Source organism: Vibrio sp. 1731, assembly GCF_033339955.1.
In the GTDB taxonomy this organism is placed as follows: domain Bacteria; phylum Pseudomonadota; class Gammaproteobacteria; order Enterobacterales; family Vibrionaceae; genus Vibrio; species Vibrio alginolyticus.
In genome coordinates this window covers 21982-41249 of the sequence record NZ_JAWOVO010000022.1, presented here as the reverse complement: position 1 = coordinate 41249, position 19268 = coordinate 21982, and the positions used below count along the sequence as shown (strand labels likewise).

At 47.3% G+C, this 19268-nt stretch carries 16 protein-coding genes; 8 read left to right on the top strand and 8 right to left on the bottom strand.

The window, feature by feature from the left end; all coding sequences use genetic code 11:
* Nucleotides 1-7: 7 nt before the first annotated feature.
* From atpA to glmU, 5 genes are all read left to right on the top strand, one after another.
* Nucleotides 8-1549, top strand: a complete 1542-nt coding sequence (atpA, locus tag R7035_RS20410; protein WP_005378931.1) for a F0F1 ATP synthase subunit alpha — start codon at nt 8-10, stop codon at nt 1547-1549.
* A 44-nt stretch (nt 1550-1593) separates the two neighbouring features.
* Nucleotides 1594-2460: a F0F1 ATP synthase subunit gamma gene (atpG, locus tag R7035_RS20405; protein ID WP_005378932.1), complete on the top strand. Its 867-nt coding sequence runs from the start codon at nt 1594-1596 to the stop codon at nt 2458-2460.
* Between the two features lie 35 nt (nt 2461-2495).
* Nucleotides 2496-3899, top strand: a complete 1404-nt coding sequence (gene atpD, locus R7035_RS20400) for a F0F1 ATP synthase subunit beta (RefSeq protein WP_005383849.1) — start codon at nt 2496-2498, stop codon at nt 3897-3899.
* An 18-nt stretch (nt 3900-3917) separates the two neighbouring features.
* A complete protein-coding gene (locus R7035_RS20395; protein ID WP_005378937.1) occupies nt 3918-4340 on the top strand; it encodes a F0F1 ATP synthase subunit epsilon in 423 nt (140 codons plus the stop codon).
* 149 nt (nt 4341-4489) lie between these two features.
* Nucleotides 4490-5851 (top strand): bifunctional UDP-N-acetylglucosamine diphosphorylase/glucosamine-1-phosphate N-acetyltransferase GlmU, encoded by a 1362-nt coding sequence (glmU, locus tag R7035_RS20390; RefSeq protein WP_025768924.1) that lies wholly within the window; start codon nt 4490-4492, stop codon nt 5849-5851.
* Nucleotides 5852-5935: 84 nt separating this feature from the next.
* On the opposite strand, the gene R7035_RS20385 is transcribed toward glmU, so the two are convergent.
* A complete protein-coding gene (locus R7035_RS20385) occupies nt 5936-6676 on the bottom strand; it encodes an amino acid ABC transporter permease (protein WP_005383852.1) in 741 nt (246 codons plus the stop codon).
* A 115-nt stretch (nt 6677-6791) separates the two neighbouring features.
* Here R7035_RS20385 and R7035_RS20380 point away from each other — a divergent pair, with 115 nt between their 5' ends.
* Complete coding sequence (locus R7035_RS20380) at nt 6792-7568, top strand: transporter substrate-binding domain-containing protein (protein ID WP_017821564.1); 777 nt, start codon at nt 6792-6794, stop codon at nt 7566-7568.
* Nucleotides 7569-7612: 44 nt separating this feature from the next.
* Here the strand turns inward: R7035_RS20380 and punC are convergent, their stop codons facing one another.
* Nucleotides 7613-8818: a purine nucleoside transporter PunC gene (gene punC / locus R7035_RS20375; protein ID WP_005378946.1), complete on the bottom strand. Its 1206-nt coding sequence runs from the start codon at nt 8816-8818 to the stop codon at nt 7613-7615.
* Nucleotides 8819-8970: 152 nt separating this feature from the next.
* Here punC and punR point away from each other — a divergent pair, with 152 nt between their 5' ends.
* Nucleotides 8971-9873: a DNA-binding transcriptional activator PunR gene (punR, locus tag R7035_RS20370; protein ID WP_017821565.1), complete on the top strand. Its 903-nt coding sequence runs from the start codon at nt 8971-8973 to the stop codon at nt 9871-9873.
* Nucleotides 9874-9927: 54 nt separating this feature from the next.
* Here punR and ilvA read toward each other — a convergent pair whose 3' ends face one another.
* Genes ilvA through ilvG form a run of 5 tightly spaced genes read right to left on the bottom strand, consistent with a single transcriptional unit; the run spans nt 9928 to nt 16226 of the window.
* Nucleotides 9928-11475: a threonine ammonia-lyase, biosynthetic gene (ilvA, locus tag R7035_RS20365; RefSeq protein WP_065274979.1), complete on the bottom strand. Its 1548-nt coding sequence runs from the start codon at nt 11473-11475 to the stop codon at nt 9928-9930.
* Between the two features lie 2 nt (nt 11476-11477).
* Nucleotides 11478-13319 carry a dihydroxy-acid dehydratase gene (gene ilvD / locus R7035_RS20360; RefSeq protein WP_005383859.1) on the bottom strand — a complete coding sequence of 614 codons (1842 nt, stop codon included), beginning with the start codon at nt 13317-13319 and terminating at the stop codon, nt 11478-11480.
* Between the two features lie 13 nt (nt 13320-13332).
* The gene (ilvE, locus tag R7035_RS20355; protein WP_005378953.1) at nt 13333-14271 is read right to left on the bottom strand and encodes a branched-chain-amino-acid transaminase; all 939 of its coding nucleotides are present in this window, start codon (nt 14269-14271) and stop codon (nt 13333-13335) included.
* A 12-nt stretch (nt 14272-14283) separates the two neighbouring features.
* Nucleotides 14284-14568: an acetolactate synthase 2 small subunit gene (gene ilvM, locus R7035_RS20350; RefSeq protein WP_005378958.1), complete on the bottom strand. Its 285-nt coding sequence runs from the start codon at nt 14566-14568 to the stop codon at nt 14284-14286.
* Between the two features lie 11 nt (nt 14569-14579).
* Nucleotides 14580-16226, bottom strand: coding sequence for an acetolactate synthase 2 catalytic subunit (gene ilvG / locus R7035_RS20345; protein ID WP_005378960.1), 1647 nt, complete (start codon nt 16224-16226; stop codon nt 14580-14582).
* A gap of 465 nt (nt 16227-16691) precedes the next feature.
* Here ilvG and R7035_RS20340 point away from each other — a divergent pair, with 465 nt between their 5' ends.
* The gene (locus tag R7035_RS20340) at nt 16692-18215 is read left to right on the top strand and encodes a YifB family Mg chelatase-like AAA ATPase (protein WP_005383862.1); all 1524 of its coding nucleotides are present in this window, start codon (nt 16692-16694) and stop codon (nt 18213-18215) included.
* 55 nt (nt 18216-18270) lie between these two features.
* Here the strand turns inward: R7035_RS20340 and R7035_RS20335 are convergent, their stop codons facing one another.
* Nucleotides 18271-19227 carry a DUF2860 domain-containing protein gene (locus R7035_RS20335; RefSeq protein WP_005379034.1) on the bottom strand — a complete coding sequence of 319 codons (957 nt, stop codon included), beginning with the start codon at nt 19225-19227 and terminating at the stop codon, nt 18271-18273.
* Nucleotides 19228-19268 lie beyond the last annotated feature (41 nt).

The window sequence follows — 19268 nt, the reverse complement described above, 5'->3', positions numbered from 1 at the left end:
TTGGAGCATGCAACTTAATTCCACGGAAATTAGCGATCTGATCAAACAACGTATCGAATCTTTCGAAGTTGTTAGTGAAGCTCGCAACGAGGGTACTATCGTATCGGTAAGCGATGGTATCATCCGCATCCACGGCCTAGCGGACGTGATGCAAGGTGAAATGATTGAATTACCGGGTGGCCGTTATGCACTGGCACTTAACCTTGAGCGTGACTCGGTTGGTGCGGTTGTAATGGGCCCATATGCTGACCTTAAGGAAGGCATGAAAGTTACAGGTACTGGCCGCATTCTTGAAGTGCCAGTTGGTCCAGAACTGCTAGGCCGCGTAGTAAATACGCTGGGTGAGCCTATCGACGGTAAAGGTCCAATCGAAGCGAAAATGACTTCGCCTGTAGAAGTGATCGCACCAGGTGTAATCGACCGTAAATCGGTAGACCAACCTGTGCAAACTGGTTATAAGTCAGTTGACTCAATGATCCCAATCGGTCGTGGTCAGCGTGAGCTTATCATCGGTGACCGTCAGATTGGTAAAACAGCACTGGCGATCGACGCGATCATCAACCAGAAAGACTCTGGTATTTTCTCTATCTACGTAGCAATCGGTCAGAAAGCATCGACTATCGCTAACGTTGTTCGCAAACTAGAAGAGCACGGCGCACTACAAAATACTATTGTTGTAGTTGCATCAGCTTCTGAATCTGCAGCGCTTCAATACCTAGCGCCTTACGCAGGTTGTGCGATGGGTGAATACTTCCGCGATCGCGGTGAAGACGCACTGATTGTTTACGATGATCTATCTAAGCAAGCGGTAGCTTACCGTCAGATCTCTCTACTACTTAAACGTCCACCAGGCCGTGAGGCATTCCCAGGTGACGTATTCTACTTACACTCGCGTCTACTAGAGCGTGCAGCTCGTGTAAACGAAGAGTACGTAGAGCGTTTCACTAACGGTGAAGTGAAAGGTAAGACTGGTTCTTTGACTGCTCTTCCTATCATCGAAACTCAAGCAGGTGACGTTTCAGCATTCGTACCGACTAACGTAATCTCGATTACCGATGGTCAGATCTTCCTACAAACTGAGCTATTCAACGCTGGTGTTCGTCCTGCTGTTGACCCAGGTATCTCAGTATCTCGTGTAGGTGGTTCAGCTCAGACGAAAATCATCAAGAAACTATCAGGTGGTATCCGTACAGCACTAGCTGCATACCGTGAACTAGCGGCATTTGCTCAGTTCTCTTCTGACCTTGATGACGCAACGAAGAAACAGCTAGACCATGGTCAAAAAGTTACAGAACTAATGAAGCAGAAGCAGTATGCTCCAATGTCTGTATTTGACCAAGCTCTAACTATCTTCGCGGCAGAGCGCGGTTACCTTGATGATGTAGAACTTAACAAAGTTCTAGATTTCGAGGCGGCTCTACTATCGTACGCTCGCGGTCAATACGCTGAACTAGCAGCTGAGATCGACAAGTCTGGCGCTTACAACGATGAAATCGAAGCTCAGTTGAAGAAACTGACTGACGACTTCAAAGCAACCCAAACTTGGTAATTAGGTCGGTGGCAGTTTCTGCCACCAACTAACGGAGAGTAACGATGGCCGGCGCAAAAGAGATACGTAATAAAATCGGTAGTGTTAAAAGCACTCAGAAAATTACGAAAGCGATGGAAATGGTAGCAGCTTCAAAAATGCGTCGTTCTCAAGATGCAATGGAAGCTTCTCGTCCATACGCTGAAACAATGCGTAAAGTGATCGGTCATGTGGCTAACGCAAACCTAGAGTACCGTCATCCGTACCTAGAAGAGCGTGAAGCTAAACGTGTTGGTTACATCATCGTTTCGACAGACCGTGGTCTGTGTGGTGGTTTGAATATTAACGTGTTCAAAAAAGCCGTTACAGACATGCAAGCATGGAGAGAGAAAGGTGCTGAGATTGAGCTAGCCGTTGTTGGCTCAAAAGCAACAGCTTTCTTTAAACATGGTGGCGCAAAAGTTGCGGCACAGGTTTCTGGTCTTGGAGATAATCCAAGCCTACAAGACCTAATCGGCTCTGTTGGCGTAATGCTGAAGAAATACGATGAAGGTGAACTGGACCGTCTATATGTAGTATTCAATAAGTTTGTTAATACTATGGTTCAGCAACCAACGATCGATCAATTGCTACCTTTGCCTAAATCGGACAGCGAAGAGATGCAGCGTGAGCATTCATGGGACTACATCTATGAGCCTGAACCAAAACCTCTACTGGATACGCTATTAGTGCGTTACGTAGAGTCTCAGGTATACCAAGGTGTGGTTGAGAACCTTGCTTGTGAGCAAGCGGCTCGAATGATTGCGATGAAGGCTGCAACGGATAACGCAACCAGTTTGATTGACGATTTGGAACTTGTGTACAACAAAGCCCGTCAGGCTGCGATTACACAAGAACTATCAGAAATCGTTGGTGGTGCAGCTGCGGTTTAAGCTTAGGTAAAACGAAATAGTTTAGAGGATTAACGATGGCTACAGGTAAGATCGTACAGATCATCGGTGCGGTAGTCGACGTAGAGTTCCCACAGAGCAATGTACCTAGTGTATATGACGCTCTAAACGTAACGGACTCAAAAGAGCGTCTAGTTCTTGAAGTTCAACAACAGCTAGGCGGTGGCGTAGTTCGTTGTATCGTAATGGGTAGCTCTGATGGTTTACGTCGTGGAGTTGAAGTGGTTAACACTGGCGCTCCAATTTCAGTACCAGTAGGTACTAAAACTCTAGGTCGTATCATGAACGTCCTAGGTGACGCGATTGACGAGCGTGGTGAAGTGGGTGCGGAAGAGGTTTACTCTATCCACCGTAGTGCACCAAGCTACGAAGAGCAATCAAACGAAATTGCACTTCTAGAAACGGGCGTTAAAGTAATCGACCTAATTTGTCCATTCGCTAAGGGTGGTAAAATCGGTCTATTCGGTGGTGCAGGTGTAGGTAAGACCGTTAACATGATGGAACTTATCAACAACATCGCACTACAGCACTCAGGTCTATCAGTATTTGCTGGTGTTGGTGAGCGTACTCGTGAAGGTAACGATTTCTACTACGAGATGCAGGAAGCGGGCGTTGTAAACGTTGAGAAGCCTGAAGAATCAAAAGTAGCGATGGTTTACGGTCAGATGAACGAGCCACCAGGTAACCGTCTACGTGTTGCACTGACTGGTCTAACAATGGCAGAGCGTTTCCGTGACGAAGGTCGTGACGTACTACTGTTCATTGATAACATCTACCGTTACACACTTGCAGGTACAGAGGTATCAGCACTACTAGGTCGTATGCCTTCTGCGGTAGGTTACCAGCCAACTCTTGCAGAAGAGATGGGTGTACTTCAGGAGCGTATCACGTCAACGAAATCAGGTTCTATCACGTCTGTACAGGCGGTATACGTACCAGCGGATGACTTGACTGACCCGTCTCCAGCAACAACGTTCGCGCACTTGGATGCAACGGTTGTACTTAACCGTAACATCGCTGCAATGGGTCTATACCCTGCGATCGACCCGCTAGATTCAACATCTCGTATGCTTGATCCACTAGTCGTTGGTCAAGATCACTACGAAGTTGCTCGTGGTGTTCAGCAGACTCTTCAGCGCTACAAAGAGCTGAAAGATATCATTGCTATCCTAGGTATGGATGAGCTATCTGAAGAAGATAAGCAAGTTGTATCTCGTGCACGTAAGATTGAGCGTTTCCTAACTCAGCCTTACCACGTAGCAGAAGTATTTACAGGTGACCCTGGCATTTACGTACCTCTAAAAGAGACTCTACGTGGCTTTAAAGGTCTACTAGCTGGTGAATACGACGACATTCCTGAGCAGGCATTTATGTACTGCGGTAGCATCGACGATGCTATTGAGAATGCGAAGAAGCTATAAGGCTAACTAGGAGGCGATATGGCAGCAATAACCTTTCACCTAGACGTAGTAAGCGCTGAGAAGAAAATCTTCTCTGGTCGTGTTGAAACGTTTCAGGTGACCGGTAGCGAAGGTGAACTTGGTATTTTCCATGGTCACACACCGCTGCTGACCGCTATCAAGCCTGGTATGGTGCGTATTGTGAAACAGCACGGCCACGAAGAAATTATTTATGTTTCTGGTGGTATGGTAGAGATTCAGCCTGGTACAGCGACTGTACTAGCTGATACAGCTATCCGTGGTGAAGAGCTAGACGCAGCGAAGGCAGAAGAAGCCAAACGCCGCGCTGAGGAGCAAATCCAGAATCAGCATGGTGACATGGACTTCGCACAAGCGGCCAGTGAACTGGCTAAAGCCATTGCTCAGCTACGAGTTATCGAGCTGACAAAAAAGCGTCGCTAAGCTCAATTAGCAACGTTGCATGAAAAAAGGCGGCCAATTGGTCGCCTTTTTGATTAATTTTAGTTGGAAATTTACATCCCACCATTAACTAATCCTTCCAAGGTGTTTAAAATAACGCCCAATTAAAATAGAACGTCAATAGGTTATTAATGAAATTCAGTGCTGTGATCCTTGCTGCGGGTAAAGGTACCCGTATGTATTCAAACATGCCTAAAGTGCTACACACTTTGGCAGGGAAGCCAATGGCAAAACATGTTATCGATACATGTACAGGTCTTGGCGCACAAAACATCCACTTAGTATATGGTCACGGTGGTGATCAAATGCAGCAAACGCTAGCAGAAGAGCCTGTAAATTGGGTGCTTCAAGCGGAGCAGTTAGGTACAGGTCATGCGGTTGATCAAGCGTCTCCGAAGTTTGAAGACGATGAAAAAGTACTGGTGCTTTACGGTGATGTTCCACTGATTTCAGCTGAAACGATTGAAAACCTATTAGATGCACAGCCAACAGGCGGTATTGCACTACTAACAGTGATTCTAGATAACCCGACAGGCTACGGTCGTATTATCCGTAAAAATGGTCCTGTTGTTGCGATCGTTGAACAAAAAGATGCAACAGAAGAACAAAAACAAATTAAAGAGATCAACACTGGCGTGATGGTTGCGACTGGTGGGGATCTTAAGCGTTGGTTGTCTGGCTTAAACAACAACAACGCACAAGGCGAATACTACCTAACTGACGTTATTGCAGCTGCACACGATGAAGGTCGTGCCGTTGAGGCAGTACACCCAGTCAATGCCATTGAGGTGGAAGGGGTCAACGACCGCGCACAGCTTGCTCGTCTAGAGCGTGCTTTCCAGTCAATGCAAGCTCAGAAACTACTAGAGCAAGGTGTCATGCTACGCGATCCAGCACGCTTTGATTTGCGTGGTGAGTTACAGTGCGGTATGGACTGTGAAATCGACGTGAATGTTATCATCGAAGGTAAAGTTTCACTGGGTGATAACGTGGTTATCGGTGCGGGTTGTGTACTGAAAGATTGTGAAATCGACGACAACACCATCATTCGCCCTTACAGTGTGATTGAAGGTGCAACGGTTGGTGAAGAATGTACGGTTGGTCCATTTACTCGCCTTCGTCCTGGTGCTGAAATGCGTAACGATTCCCATGTGGGTAACTTCGTTGAAGTGAAAAATGCGCGCATCGGAGAAGGTTCAAAAGCGAACCACCTAACTTACTTAGGTGATGCAGAGATCGGCCAACGTACTAACATCGGTGCAGGTACTATCACTTGTAACTACGATGGTGCGAACAAGTTTAAAACCATCATCGGTAATGATGTTTTTGTTGGTTCTGATAGCCAGCTGGTGGCGCCTGTCACTATCGCTGATGGCGCAACCATCGGTGCAGGCACGACACTAACAAAAGATGTTGAAGAAGGTGAGTTAGTAATTACTCGCGTCAAAGAGCGCAAAATTACTGGCTGGCAGCGTCCTGTAAAACAGAAATAAACATTACCTGCACTCACTCTATCGCTATACTGTCAAAGCCGCTCAACAAGAGCGGCTTTGTTGTTTCTAGCTCTGGCTTCATCGTTAGTAGCTAGGAATAGCAATACGTTTTTCGAGCCAACGAACGGCTTGAGATACAAATAGGATGAGCAACAAGTACTCCAAAACGAGGAAGGTATAAATTTCTAGGGGTAAGTACTCATTCACCACCAGCTCATTAGCACGGCGAGTGAGATCGCTTAAACCAATCACGCTGACTAAAGAACTCATCTTGAGAATGTAGACAAATTGATTGCCCAGTGGAGGGAGGATTTGTCGAAACGCTTGGGGAAGAATTACCAAGCGCATCTTTTGCCAATAGCTTAAGCCCAAAGACTCAGCTGCTTCATGCTGGCCACGGCTGATAGCTTGTATCCCACCGCGAAACACTTCCGCCATAAACGCACTCTCAGCGATAGTCAGTGCAATAACACCCGCCCAAAAGTGATTGAGTGAGACATCCAATAGCGTAGGCATGCCGTAATACACCCAAAGTAGTAAGACTAAAACTGGCACTGAACGGATCACCTCGACATAAATACGGTTTATCCACTTCAGAGAGGCAGAGTCCGACAGAGCGGGTAACGCAACGATCAGGCCCAAGCTCATCGCAAATAACATACTGAGGAGTGATACCTGAATGGTGTCATTAAACCCAGCGATTAAAAACTTTAGATTGGTGAGCCCTTGATCCGTCGAAGGGTCAAGTACATACCAGCCCCATTGATAATCTGAACAACCAGTGAGTAATAGCAATGAAAATAGCCATAGAGTTCGAAACGTCACATTTACTCCCTGAATTAACTAAAAAACTTCCTTTGTTGCTGCTATGTTATCAGTAGAGCTCTAATAAAGGTTAATTATTAAACCGTATAAGGTCATTATTTTTAAGGGAATAAAAATGAGAAAGATTTTACTAGTGCTAGGAATGTGTTTGCTTGCTGTGACTCAAGTCGCTCACGCTGAAAGCCGTCTTCAATCCATTTTAGACAATGGCGTACTCCGAGTTGGAACGACGGGAGATTGGAATCCGATGACGATGAAAGACCCCGCGACAAACAGTTATCGTGGCTTCGATATCGATGTAACAACAGAACTTGCTAAAGATCTCGGTGTAAAAGTGGAGTATGTGCCCACGGATTGGAAGACGCTAGTTAATGGCATTACCGCCAACAAATACGATATTACTGGCAGCGCATCTCTGAACATGTCGCGCGCGAAAGTAGCTGGATACAGCCAGCCGTATTTCTACCTTGCCTTTGTACCTGTGGTGCAAAAGAAAGATCTCGCCAAATTTTCTGATTGGGCGGATTTTAATAAACCAGAAGTAAAAGTCGCAGCGACGTTAGGTACGGTACAAGAAAAAATGGTGAAAGAGTTCTTCCCGTCTGCTCAGCATATTGTTATTGAAGCGCCAGCGCGCGACTTCCAAGAACTACTAGCTCGCAGGGCCGATGTATCCGTGACGTCCAATGTGGAAGCAGCGACGTTGGTGGATAAGTTTAAACAGTTGGCGATAGTGCCAGTGACCGCACCGCGTAAACCAACCCCAATTGCTATGTTGTTGCCGCAAGACGATCAAGTATGGATTAATTACATCAATCACTGGGTAGAGTTGAAAAAGACTCAAGGCTTTTTTAAGCAGACTGCCAAGAAATGGGGGTTGAAAAGCTTATAAACAGAAAGAGCCGCATTGCGCGGCTCTTTTTATTATCTGAACGATTAAAGTTCGTCTTCACTCACGACTCGGGCGTTGTCAGGAGTCGTAAAGTGCTTGGATAATTCGCGATTCGACAGAATGTATCCCATCCACAGCCCACCCATACAGATGATGATTGCGATGCCAGTAACCATCTGAGCTTGGCTTGCCATTGCGGCTACCAATGCACTTGAGAAGCTACTTACACAGATTTGCAGGCTGTTTTGCAAACCTGCTGCTGTTGCAGGGCTCTGTTGTGCGCTGGCCAGTGCACGGTTTACCACGATTGGGTACAGTGCGCCGTTAGCAACGGCAATCAAACAGAATGGCGCAAGAATAGGCCAAATCGATGACAGCTCCCACTGTGAAGCAATGAAAATCATTAATGCCGCGACACTAAATAGGCCAATCAGTTGGCGCAGAACCTTTTCATCACCAAATTTTCGAACGCCTACTTTACCTAAGTAGCCACCAGCCATAAACGCGATGGTTTGTGGGATAAAGCTCAAACCAATATCTTTTGCTTCGTAGCCCAGTTGCGCCATGATTTCTGGCATCCCAGTTAGGTAAGCAAAGAATGCAGCTGAAGCCGTCGCAAACATAAACACGTTGCCAAGGTATTTTTTAGAACTCAGCAGCGCTTTTATGTCGGCAGACATACTGGTTTGTTTGATTTCTGCTTTCTCGTCTTTTTGTGCCATGGTCGCAAAGACCAAAAAGACGCCAACTAGTGTTAGCGTAATAAAGATACTGTGCCAGCCGAAGTTATCTGCCAACACAACCCCTAATTGAGGTGCTAGTGCTGGTGATAGCGCGACGAGTGGCATGATTGTCGCAAAAATTTGTTGGCTACTGCTTGAGTAGCGCTTAATGACCATAGCCTGCCAGATCACGGCTGGTGCACACACACCGATAGCTTGGATAAAGCGCAGTGTGAGTAGTTGCCATACTTGATCACAGAAAGCCAAACCGAATGACGCGATAGTAAATAGCACCAACCCGGCTGCGAGTGTATTACGATGGCCAAATTTATCGGATGCCAATCCCCACATTAGTTGGCCAATCGCCATACCAACGAGGAATACCGTTAAAGAGAGCGCAATTTGCTCAGGGCCTGTTGCAAAGTCGATTTCCATCGCTTTGAATGCTGGCAGATACATATCGGTAGCAACGAAGCCAAGCATCGATAATGCTGCCAGATAAATGAGCTGTAGTTTTGAGATTTTCATGATTCAACCAGTCAAATTATTTAATCATTTTTTAATCAACATCAGTTGGCGCCAACCCTGATTTATTTACCTTATTATTCTATTTTTCGATTTTTAGAAAATAAAACGCTAAAATTGTTGGTTATCAATCAAATTTTTTGAAAGGTTAAATCATGTTCTCTAAAGCGTCTTTGGAAATGCTGGATACGGTTGCCCGTTTAGGCAGTTTCACCGCTGCGGCTGAGGTATTGCATAAAGTCCCCTCAGCCATCAGCTATGGAGTAAGGCAGGTCGAGCAAGATTTAGATGTGGTGCTGTTTCGACGTTTACCAAGGAAAGTCGAGCTAACTCCAGCGGGTGAACTTTTTATGGCCGAGGCGCGCTCTTTGCTGCGTCAAATGGAAGAGGTGAAAGCACAAACGCGGCGAGCGGCTCAAGGATGGAAAAGCACGTTAAAGCTGACCTTGGATAACGTGGTGAAGTTAGAAAAACTCAAACCTTTGGTGGAAGATTTTTATCGCGAGTTTGAATTTGCTGAATTGCAGATCAATATGGAGGTCTTCAATGGTTCTTGGGAGGCTATAGCACAAGGACGAGCCGATATAGTCGTTGGAGCCACGTCTGCGGTTCCCGTTGGTGGGGATTTTGAAGTCAAAGATATGGGCGTATTAGATTGGGCATTTGTAATGTCACCCGCTCATCCTTGCGTTCGACAACAAGTGCTTACTGAAGAGTTTGTGAGTCAATTTCCGGCGATCTGTCTTGATGATACTTCGAACGTGCTGCCAAAACGCCATACTGGCCATTATCCGCAACAGCGCCGATTATTATTGCCCAATTGGTATAGTGCGATTGAATGTTTAAAAAATGGGGTGGGCGTGGGTTACATGCCACGTCATATTGCAACACCCTTAATCAATGATGGTGTACTGGTGGAGAAGGTCATGCCGGATGATAAACCGCTCAGTCACTGCTGCTTAGTATGGCGCAAAGATGATAATCATAAATTGATCCAGTGGATGGTGGACTATCTTGGGTCGCCTAATCAGCTACATAAAGATTGGTTACAGTCATAAAAAACACCTCGCTAATGCGAGGTGTTGTCTTTGATATATTTGAAATGTGGCGTTTTATGACAAGAAAAACTTATACGATGGGTTGTCTGTCTCGTCTTTGCATTGATAGCCAAGTTCACGTAAATGTGCAGAAAACTGAGCTAAATCGCTTTCATCTAACTCGAAACCACATAAAACACGTCCGTAGTCAGCGCCGTGGTTACGGTAGTTGAACAAGCTGATATTCCAATGAGTACCGAGTGTGCTTAAGAACTTGAGTAGCGCTCCCGGATATTCTGGGAATTCAAAGCTGTATAGGCGCTCTTTAAGCGGCTTAGACGGCTTACCACCAATCATGTAGCGCACGTGCAGCTTCGCCATTTCATCATCAGACAAATCAACCACTGGGTAGCCACCATCACGTAAGTCGTGAATGATATGTTCTAGCTCTTCCTGACCGCCTTGCAAACGCACACCGACAAAGATATTTGCCAATGCGTCATCGTTGTAGCGGTAGTTAAACTCTGTCACGGCACGGCCGCCAATGAGGTTACAGAACTCAAAGAAAGCACCTTGACGCTCAGGGATGGTGACGGCAAGCAGACCTTCACGTTTTTCACCAAGCTCGCAGCGTTCAGAAACATAACGCAGACCGTGGAAGTTGGTGTTTGCACCAGACAGTACAGTTCCTAGATTCTTACCTTGCAATTTGTTTTGCTCAGCAAACTTCTTCAAACCTGCCAGAGCAAGTGCGCCCGAAGGCTCAGCAATGGCGCGAGTGTCTTCAAAGATGTCTTTTACGGCTGCGCAGATTTCATCGCTAGAGACGGCAATATGGCCATCAATGTACTTTTGGCATAGACGAAACGTCTCTTCACCAATGCGTTTTACTGCAACGCCATCGGCAAACATGCTGACCTGGTCTAATACTACTGGTTCACCTGCATCCAATGCCGCTTTGAGGCATGAAGAATCTTCTGGCTCGACCGCAATGACTTTGATTTCTGGCATGAGCTGCTTCACGAGTACCGCAACACCGGCAGCCAAACCGCCACCACCGACAGGAACGAAGATGTAGTCAAGGTGACCATTTTGTTGCAGCATTTCCATGCCGATGGTGCCTTGACCAGCAATCACCAGTGGATGATCGAAGGGAGGGACAAAGGTGTACCCGTTTAACTCGGATAGACGCTCTGCCTCGGCTTTTGCCTCATCAAAGTTACTGCCGTGCAACACTACATTGCCACCAAAGCTGCGTACCGCATCGACTTTGATGTCTGGTGTGGTTTTGGGCATTACGATGGTGGTCTTGATGCCTAGCTTAGTACCAGAGAGCGCCATGCCTTGAGCGTGGTTACCTGCCGATGCTGCAATGACACCAGCGGCTTTTTGTGCTTCAGATAAACTCGCCACCATGTTGTATGCACCGCGCAATTTGAACGAGTGTACGGGTTGGCGATCTTCACGCTTGATCTGCACGTTATTCCCGATACGTGCAGATAAACGAGGCATTTCTTGCAGTGGCGTCACTGTTGCTACTTCATAAACAGGTGCGCGAAGGATTTGGCGCAGATAATCTGCGCCAGTTTGGTTCACTTGTTTTTCGGGTTGAGCTTCCATCATTGCTAGCCCTCTAGCTTCGACTTGTCTCGTACTGCACCCTTGTCAGCACTGGTTGCCATACTCGCGTACGCTTTGAGTGCAAAGGAAACTTCACGTTGGCGGTCAACTGGTTTCCAGCCTAGTTCGTCTTGTTTTGCACGGCGCTCAGCAAGTTCTTGTTCAGACACTTGGAGTGAAATTGAACGGTTTGGAATATCAATTGCGATCATATCGCCTTCTTTTACCAGGCCAATTGCACCGCCGTTTGCTGCTTCAGGAGAGGCGTGACCGATTGACAGACCTGATGTGCCGCCAGAGAAACGGCCGTCAGTCAGAAGTGCACACTCTTTGCCAAGGCCCATCGATTTTAGATAAGTGGTTGGGTAAAGCATTTCTTGCATGCCCGGACCACCTTTAGGGCCTTCGTAACGGATAACAACCACGTCGCCTGCTTTTACTTTGCCACCCAAGATGCCTTCTACGGCGTCTTCTTGGCTTTCAAATACCACGGCTGGACCAGTGAACTTATGGATGCTCTCATCAACACCAGCAGTCTTAACGATACAACCATCTAATGCGATGTTGCCTGATAGAACGGCTAGGCCACCTTCTTGGCTAAAGGCATGATCGATAGTACGAATACAACCTTCCGCACGGTCGTCATCAAGGCGATCCCAGCGGCAATCTTGTGAGAACGCTTGAGTAGTACGAATACCCGCGGGACCTGCGCGGTAGAACTTAAGTACTTCTTCGTCTTCAGTTTGGATGATGTCGTATTTCGCCAGCTGCTCTTTCATCGAAAGGCCAAGCACGGTGCGCGCATCATTGTGTAGAAGACCTGCACGATCTAACTCACCAAGAATTGCCATGACGCCACCAGCGCGGTGTACGTCTTCCATGTGATATTTCTGGGTAGATGGTGCCACTTTACATAGGTGTGGTACTTGGCGTGATAGGCGATCGATATCTTCCATATCGAAATCCACTTCACCTTCTTGCGCTGCAGCCAACAGGTGCAAAATGGTGTTGGTTGAGCCACCCATTGCAATATCCAGTGCCATCGCATTTTCGAACGCATCAAACGTAGCGATGTTGCGTGGCAGTGCTGATTCGTCATCTTGCTCGTAGTAACGACGAGTCAGTTCAACGATGCGACGACCTGCATTAAGGAACAGTTGTTCACGGTCAGCGTGCGTTGCCAGCATAGAACCGTTACCTGGTTGAGAAAGACCCAGTGCTTCCGTTAGACAGTTCATCGAGTTTGCAGTGAACATGCCTGAACACGATCCACACGTTGGACATGCGCTGCGTTCGATTTGCTCGCTTTGCTCATCAGACACTTTTGGATCCGCGCCTTGGATCATCGCATCTACAAGGTCTAGTTTGATGATCTGATCAGAAAGCTTGGTTTTACCCGCTTCCATTGGACCACCAGAAACAAAGATAACCGGGATGTTGAGACGCATAGATGCCATCAACATTCCCGGAGTGATTTTGTCACAGTTAGAGATACATACCATGGCATCGGCACAGTGCGCGTTGACCATGTACTCCACAGAGTCTGCGATCAGTTCGCGTGAAGGCAGTGAGTACAGCATGCCGCCGTGACCCATTGCGATACCATCATCAACCGCTATGGTGTTGAATTCTTTTGCGATGCCGCCGGCTTTTTCGATTTCACGCGCTACAAGCTGGCCCATGTCTTTCAGGTGTACGTGACCCGGAACAAATTGAGTAAACGAGTTTACAACGGCGATGATTGGTTTACCGAAGTCTTCTTCTTTCACACCCGTTGCACGCCACAGTGCTCGTGCACCCGCCATGTTACGACCATGTGTGGTGGTAGCTGATCTATATTTTGGCATTTCCTAATCCTTCTTACTTCTGTTCTGGGTACACATAGTCTAACCAGCCCCACTTATCTTCCGTGGTGCCGTCAAATAGGCCAAAGTAGGCTGCTTGTAGTTCTTTAGTGATAGGGCCGCGCTTACCAGTACCCACTTCAATCTTGTCGATGGTTGCCACTGGTACAATCTCAGCCGCAGTACCTGTCATGAAGACTTCATCGGCAAGGTAAAGGGCTTCACGAGCAATGTTCGCTTCACGTACTTCGTAGCCTTTATCGCGTGCAATTGTCATGATCGAGTCACGAGTGATGCCCGGTAGAATCGCGCTAGTTGCTGGTGGTGTGGTGATTACGCCATCTTTGATAACGAAGATGTTTTCACCAGCCCCTTCCGATAGGTAACCATCTACGCTTAGCGCAATACCTTCGTCGTAACCGTGACGACGCGCTTCACCACCAACCAGTAGTGAAGATAGGTAGTTACCGCCTGCTTTAGCCGCAGTTGGGATGGTGTTTGGCGCAGCGCGGTTCCAGCTTGAAATCATCGCATCGACACCTTTTTCTAGCGCTTCTTCGCCTAAGTAAGAGCCCCAAGGAAATGCTGCAATGATTAGATCCATCTCAGTGCCAACTGGTGGACATACGCCTAAGCCAACATTACCGACAAAACCCAATGGACGAATGTAAGCGCTGTCGAGTTTGTTTTGGCGCAGTGTTTCGCGGGTCGCTTCCATGATTTCTTCTACAGAAAAAGGGATCGGAAAGCGGTAAATCTTGGCAGAATCTTTTAGACGTTGTGCATGCTCACGGTGACGGAAGACAATTGGGCCTTTTGGTGTGTTGTAACAGCGCACGCCTTCAAACACGGATGTACCATAGTGCATTGCGTGAGTCAGAACGTGAACGTTCGCCTCTGCCCATGGAACCATCTCACCATTAAACCAAATGAAATCTGCAGTTTTCGTTGCCATTTGTTGCCTTCCTTATGCACTTACGTGTTGTTGTAAGTTGTGATTTGGCAGTTCATCGTTGCGGATTTTTAGCACCTCAACCTTACGAACGTCCCACAACTTCTCTATTTGATTGATCAAAAACGAGATTGGTCGATCGCTGTCGACGATGATCTCGACGCTGGCTACTTTGCTTTCGTGGTTTTGCGTAGCAGCGACTTGTTTGATCACGAAGCCTCGGTGACGAATCACACGTAGAACGCGCTCCAACAGTACCGGTTTGTCATCGGCTTTGATGTCGAGTAAATATCTGTCCATGCGATTGTCTCCTATGTATTTTCCAACATATCACTGTTTGATGCGCCAGGTGGCACCAATGGCCACACGTTTTCTTCTTCATCAATCAAAACGTGAAGCATGTAAGAAGTTTCACTCGCTAGCATCTCTTTGAGAGCAGGTTCGACTTCTTCTTTCTTGGTGATGGTTTTGCCCGGGATATCGAATGCTTTTGCTAACATCACGAAATCTGGGTTGTCATCAAGAATGGTTTCACTGTGGCGACCGTCAAAGAACAATGACTGCCATTGGCGAACCATGCCAAGACGTTGGTTATTAAGAAGGACAATCTTCACTGGAATCTGCCGACGCTTCAGCGTGCCCAATTCCTGAACGTTCATCATAAATGAACCGTCACCTGTAATAAGGATAGACTGATCATCAGGACGTGCGACTGCAGCGCCCATCGCTGCTGGCAAGCCAAAGCCCATGGTGCCAAGGCCAGCAGAAGTGATGAAATTTTGTGGTTCGCGTGGCTGGATATGTTGCGCTGCCCACATCTGGTGCTGACCGACGTCGGTCGAGACAATTGAGCTATCTGGCATCATGTCAGACAGTTGTTTAAGCAATAGCGGTGCGTAGATTAACTCGCCCGGGTGGTCGTAACGCCACTTAAAGCCGCTGCGCAGACTTTCACTGTGATGAACCCACGGTGAAATATCTTGAGTCAGCTCTAGCTGAGGAAGAATGGTGTTGATGTCGCCACGTAATGGTGCGTTGGCGTGGCGCAGTTTATGAATCTCCGCAGCATCAATGTCGATGTGAATCACTTTCGCATTTGGTGCAAACGTGTCGAGCTTACCCGTCACACGGTCATCAAAGCGCGCGCCAACCACGATCAATAGATCGGCTTCTTGAACCACTAGGTTAGCGGCTTTGGTGCCGTGCATACCCAACATACCAAGATAGTGAGGATCATGGCGTTCAATGGTACCGAGGCCTTTTAATGTGCTAACTGCAGGCATTGGGTTTAAGCGAAGAAATTCGCGTACTGCATCGGTTGCTTTCGCAAGTTGCACGCCACCACCAACATACAACACTGGGCGAGTAGATGCTGCCAGCACATCTTGCGCACGTTTGATATCTTCAGCGCTGACATCTTCGATTGCTGGTGCTATGTATGGAGGAAGAAGGTCTGTAGGTGCTTGAGCGAGTTGAACGTCTTTGGCGATATCGACAATGACAGGACCCGGACGACCGGTTTTTGCGACCTCAAAGGCTTCGGCAAGTGTCGGAGCTAGATCTTCAATTTCGGTCACGAGATAGCTGTGCTTAGTACAGGCTAGGGACATTCCGATCACATCCATTTCTTGGAATGCATCGGTACCGATATGAGAGCTAGCAACCTGGCCTGTGATGGCAACTAGAGGTACGGAGTCAAGGAAAGCGTCGGCAAGGCCGGTAACAAGGTTAGTGGCTCCTGGGCCAGAAGTTGCCATGCACACAGCAACGTCTTGAGTGGAACGAGCCATCCCGATAGCTGCCATAGCGGCCCCTTGCTCGTGACGGCATAGGATGTGTTCCACCCCACCGTCATACAAAGCATCATAGATTGGCATGATGGCCCCGCCGGGGTAGCCAAAAACGGTTTCGATGCCTTGCTGTCTTAAAGCGGCTACGACAAGTTGTGCACCAGTCATCGTAAACCTCCTTTGCTACGTTGTGGCTCGTAGCGATTGCCATATTTATTGCACTTCATGTGCACTCCCATTCTTCCCGTTAAACTGTCCGAGGGTTAGACAGATGACAACTTGTAGTTGTAAAAAAACCCCCGGACTTTTCAGTGCGGGGGTTTTTTGTAATTTGTGGTTACCTTTCGCCCACAATACCCCGCGCGGTGCCAATAATGACCACGATAATCAGGGCTAGCAGTGCGTTGATATGAGCGAAAAGGTTCATCTGTCTGTCGTTCTTTTTTCGTTAAAAAATGTTGTGTAATGTTCTACGAAATTGTTTGCGTCATTAGTGGTATCACACAATTCCGCTGCATGACAAGCAAAAAGTCATTCTTTTTTCACATTAACTCTCAATTGGGACGCGGTATATAACATAACCAACTAGATAAAACATTTGTTTACAGAGTGTTCAAAAAAATTGAGGAACGTATGGGGCTGGCAATCATTCATAGTCGAGCAAGCGTCGGGGTGCAAGCGCCATCGGTTAGTGTAGAAGTTCATATCAGCAACGGCATGCCAGGGTTTACCTTAGTAGGCTTGCCAGAGACAACGGTAAAAGAGTCCAAAGATCGCGTACGCAGTGCGATCATTAATTCTAACTTTCAATTTCCTGCTAAGCGGATCACCGTGAACTTGGCTCCGGCAGATCTACCCAAGGAGGGAGGGCGTTTTGATCTTCCTATTGCATTGGGAATTTTGGCCGCTTCGGAGCAAATCGCGACAGATAAGCTCAAAAACTACGAATTTGTTGGTGAGTTAGCGTTATCTGGTGGTCTGAGACCTGTAAAAGGTGTGCTGCCTGCTGCGCTGGAAGCCAGTAAGATTCAACGTCATTTGGTCGTCCCACATGTGAATGGCGATCAGGCGGCGCTGGTGGGGAAGGAACAACATAAATCGGCCCAATCATTACTGGAAGTATGTGCCGAGCTTTGTGGTCAACATCGACTGAATCTTTTTCAAACGCCTAAGCGAAAAACGATCGAAAAACATGGTCGAGACTTACAAGATATTATTGGCCAACAACAAGGTAAGCGAGCACTGGAGATTGCTGCCGCTGGAAACCACAACTTACTTTTCCTTGGCCCGCCAGGTACTGGAAAAACGATGTTGGCTTCGCGTTTGTGTGACTTATTACCGGAAATGAGTGACGAAGAAGCAATGGAAACCGCTTCGGTGGCATCGTTGACTCAGAGTGAAATTAATGAGCATAACTGGAAGTCGCGTCCGTTTCGTTCTCCGCATCATTCAAGTTCAATGGCGGCATTAGTCGGCGGTGGCTCGGTACCCAGACCAGGGGAGATCTCTTTAGCCCACAACGGGTTATTGTTTCTCGATGAAATGCCCGAATTTGATCGTAAAGTTCTAGACTCGTTACGCGAACCGCTCGAATCTGGCGAGATCATTATCTCTCGAGCGCAAGGTAAAACACGCTTTCCGGCTCGCTTCCAATTAGTTGGAGCCTTGAACCCAAGCCCGACAGGATATTACGAAGGCAATCAAGCGCGCACCAATCCACAAGCTATTTTGCGCTACCTTGGTCGATTATCTGGACCACTGTTAGATCGCTTTGATATGTCTTTAGAAATCCCAGCTTTGCCAAAAGGGACATTAGCAGAAGGTGGTGATCGCGGTGAGCCGACTGCTATCGTAAAAGCGCGTGTGAGCCATGCGCGTAACAATATGCTAAACCGCAGTGGTAAGGTCAATGCACTGCTAGGTAGTCGAGAAATTGAGGCGTTTTGTCCCTTGCACAAGAGTGATGCTGAGTTTCTTGAAACCGCTTTGCACCGTTTAGGACTCTCGATTCGTGCGTATCATCGTATTATCAAAGTGGCGCGAACAATCGCCGATCTGGATGGGGCGGAGCAAATTGAACGAACGCACTTGGCCGAGGCACTTGGGTATCGAGCGATGGACCGTTTACTGAAACAGCTTACGGCGCAAGCGGTATAGACAGCAAAGTGTCATCGCAACAAGTTTTGTAAGCACCTTGTTGCGATGAAGGACGTTAGAAGGTGTAGTTGAGACCAAGCGACAATAGGTACTCTTTCTCCTCATAAAACGTGATATTCGAGTCAGTTTGGCTATAGCCGGCTAAAGAAATGAACGACCAGTCTTGCCAGTCAAATACGTTTTGATATTCGTAGGCCGCAAATAGGCTGATGGTGTCGTCATTTCGTGTTTTAGCAAAAGTTTGGCTAGCTGCTTGATAGTCTTTCCATGCATAACCCGCGGTGAGGGCCAATCGATGACGGTTGATAAATTTAAACCAGCTAATGTCAAATCCGTACGAATCAAATGACTCCGCCTTACCGTCGGCATCTTGATTGATGTAGGTGAAAGCGGGTTGCAACATAGATGTTTGGTTGAGTGGAATGCGATAGTCGCCTTTGACATAGTAAAGGTTAGCATCGCGAGCAAGTGAGCGGTCTGTCACTTCCTCCTGCTCGATGTCTTTATCAGCATAAGCAAGATCAAGGTTGAAGTTCTTATCAATCAACCCTTTGATCTGAAAGCGATACGCATTGCCGTCAACATCCGTCTCTTTACGTGCGGTTCCTACTTGATAAGGGTTGCGCCAAGTTTCGCCTTTGAGTACCGTCGGCAGATAGGAAACATCGAGCACGGTGCCAGATTGTAGCTCGTGTTGATAGCCCAACTGAAAAGCGAGTGTACCTACCGCGACATCTGAGCGTGTGGTACCGGCGTAAACTTGGTGGTTGAGTCGGCTACCAAAGGTGTATGTCACACTCCCTAGCGGTGCAGCGATAACGGAACTGTCACTATCGGCACGCTTATCGAGAGAATCGATGGTGTTACTATTTTCTGTATTGAAATTGGATTCTGATGATATGAATCCGGCATTCAGCGAAATTTCACCGCCAAAACCTGCGGTTTCAGCGAGTTGAGCCTGAGCAGAACTGACGACAAAGGCCAAAGGCAAGAGAAGTAGCCTTGGTTTCATTCGTTATCTCCTTGTTGTCGAATGAGTGGTGCACATATTGG

What these genes read in the sequence shown, in the direction of transcription:
- atpA (WP_005378931.1), top strand. Translation starts at nt 8, where the DNA reads ATGCAACTTAATTCCACGGAAATTAGCGATCTGATCAAACAACGTATC.
- atpG (WP_005378932.1), top strand. Translation starts at nt 1,594, where the DNA reads ATGGCCGGCGCAAAAGAGATACGTAATAAAATCGGTAGTGTTAAAAGC.
- atpD (WP_005383849.1), top strand. Translation starts at nt 2,496, where the DNA reads ATGGCTACAGGTAAGATCGTACAGATCATCGGTGCGGTAGTCGACGTA.
- R7035_RS20395 (WP_005378937.1), top strand. Translation starts at nt 3,918, where the DNA reads ATGGCAGCAATAACCTTTCACCTAGACGTAGTAAGCGCTGAGAAGAAA.
- glmU (WP_025768924.1), top strand. Translation starts at nt 4,490, where the DNA reads ATGAAATTCAGTGCTGTGATCCTTGCTGCGGGTAAAGGTACCCGTATG.
- R7035_RS20380 (WP_017821564.1), top strand. Translation starts at nt 6,792, where the DNA reads ATGAGAAAGATTTTACTAGTGCTAGGAATGTGTTTGCTTGCTGTGACT.
- punC (WP_005378946.1), bottom strand. Translation starts at nt 8,818, where the DNA reads ATGAAAATCTCAAAACTACAGCTCATTTATCTGGCAGCATTATCGATG.
- punR (WP_017821565.1), top strand. Translation starts at nt 8,971, where the DNA reads ATGTTCTCTAAAGCGTCTTTGGAAATGCTGGATACGGTTGCCCGTTTA.
- ilvA (WP_065274979.1), bottom strand. Translation starts at nt 11,475, where the DNA reads ATGATGGAAGCTCAACCCGAAAAACAAGTGAACCAAACTGGCGCAGAT.
- ilvD (WP_005383859.1), bottom strand. Translation starts at nt 13,319, where the DNA reads ATGCCAAAATATAGATCAGCTACCACCACACATGGTCGTAACATGGCG.
- ilvE (WP_005378953.1), bottom strand. Translation starts at nt 14,271, where the DNA reads ATGGCAACGAAAACTGCAGATTTCATTTGGTTTAATGGTGAGATGGTT.
- ilvM (WP_005378958.1), bottom strand. Translation starts at nt 14,568, where the DNA reads ATGGACAGATATTTACTCGACATCAAAGCCGATGACAAACCGGTACTG.
- ilvG (WP_005378960.1), bottom strand. Translation starts at nt 16,226, where the DNA reads ATGACTGGTGCACAACTTGTCGTAGCCGCTTTAAGACAGCAAGGCATC.
- R7035_RS20340 (WP_005383862.1), top strand. Translation starts at nt 16,692, where the DNA reads ATGGGGCTGGCAATCATTCATAGTCGAGCAAGCGTCGGGGTGCAAGCG.
- R7035_RS20335 (WP_005379034.1), bottom strand. Translation starts at nt 19,227, where the DNA reads ATGAAACCAAGGCTACTTCTCTTGCCTTTGGCCTTTGTCGTCAGTTCT.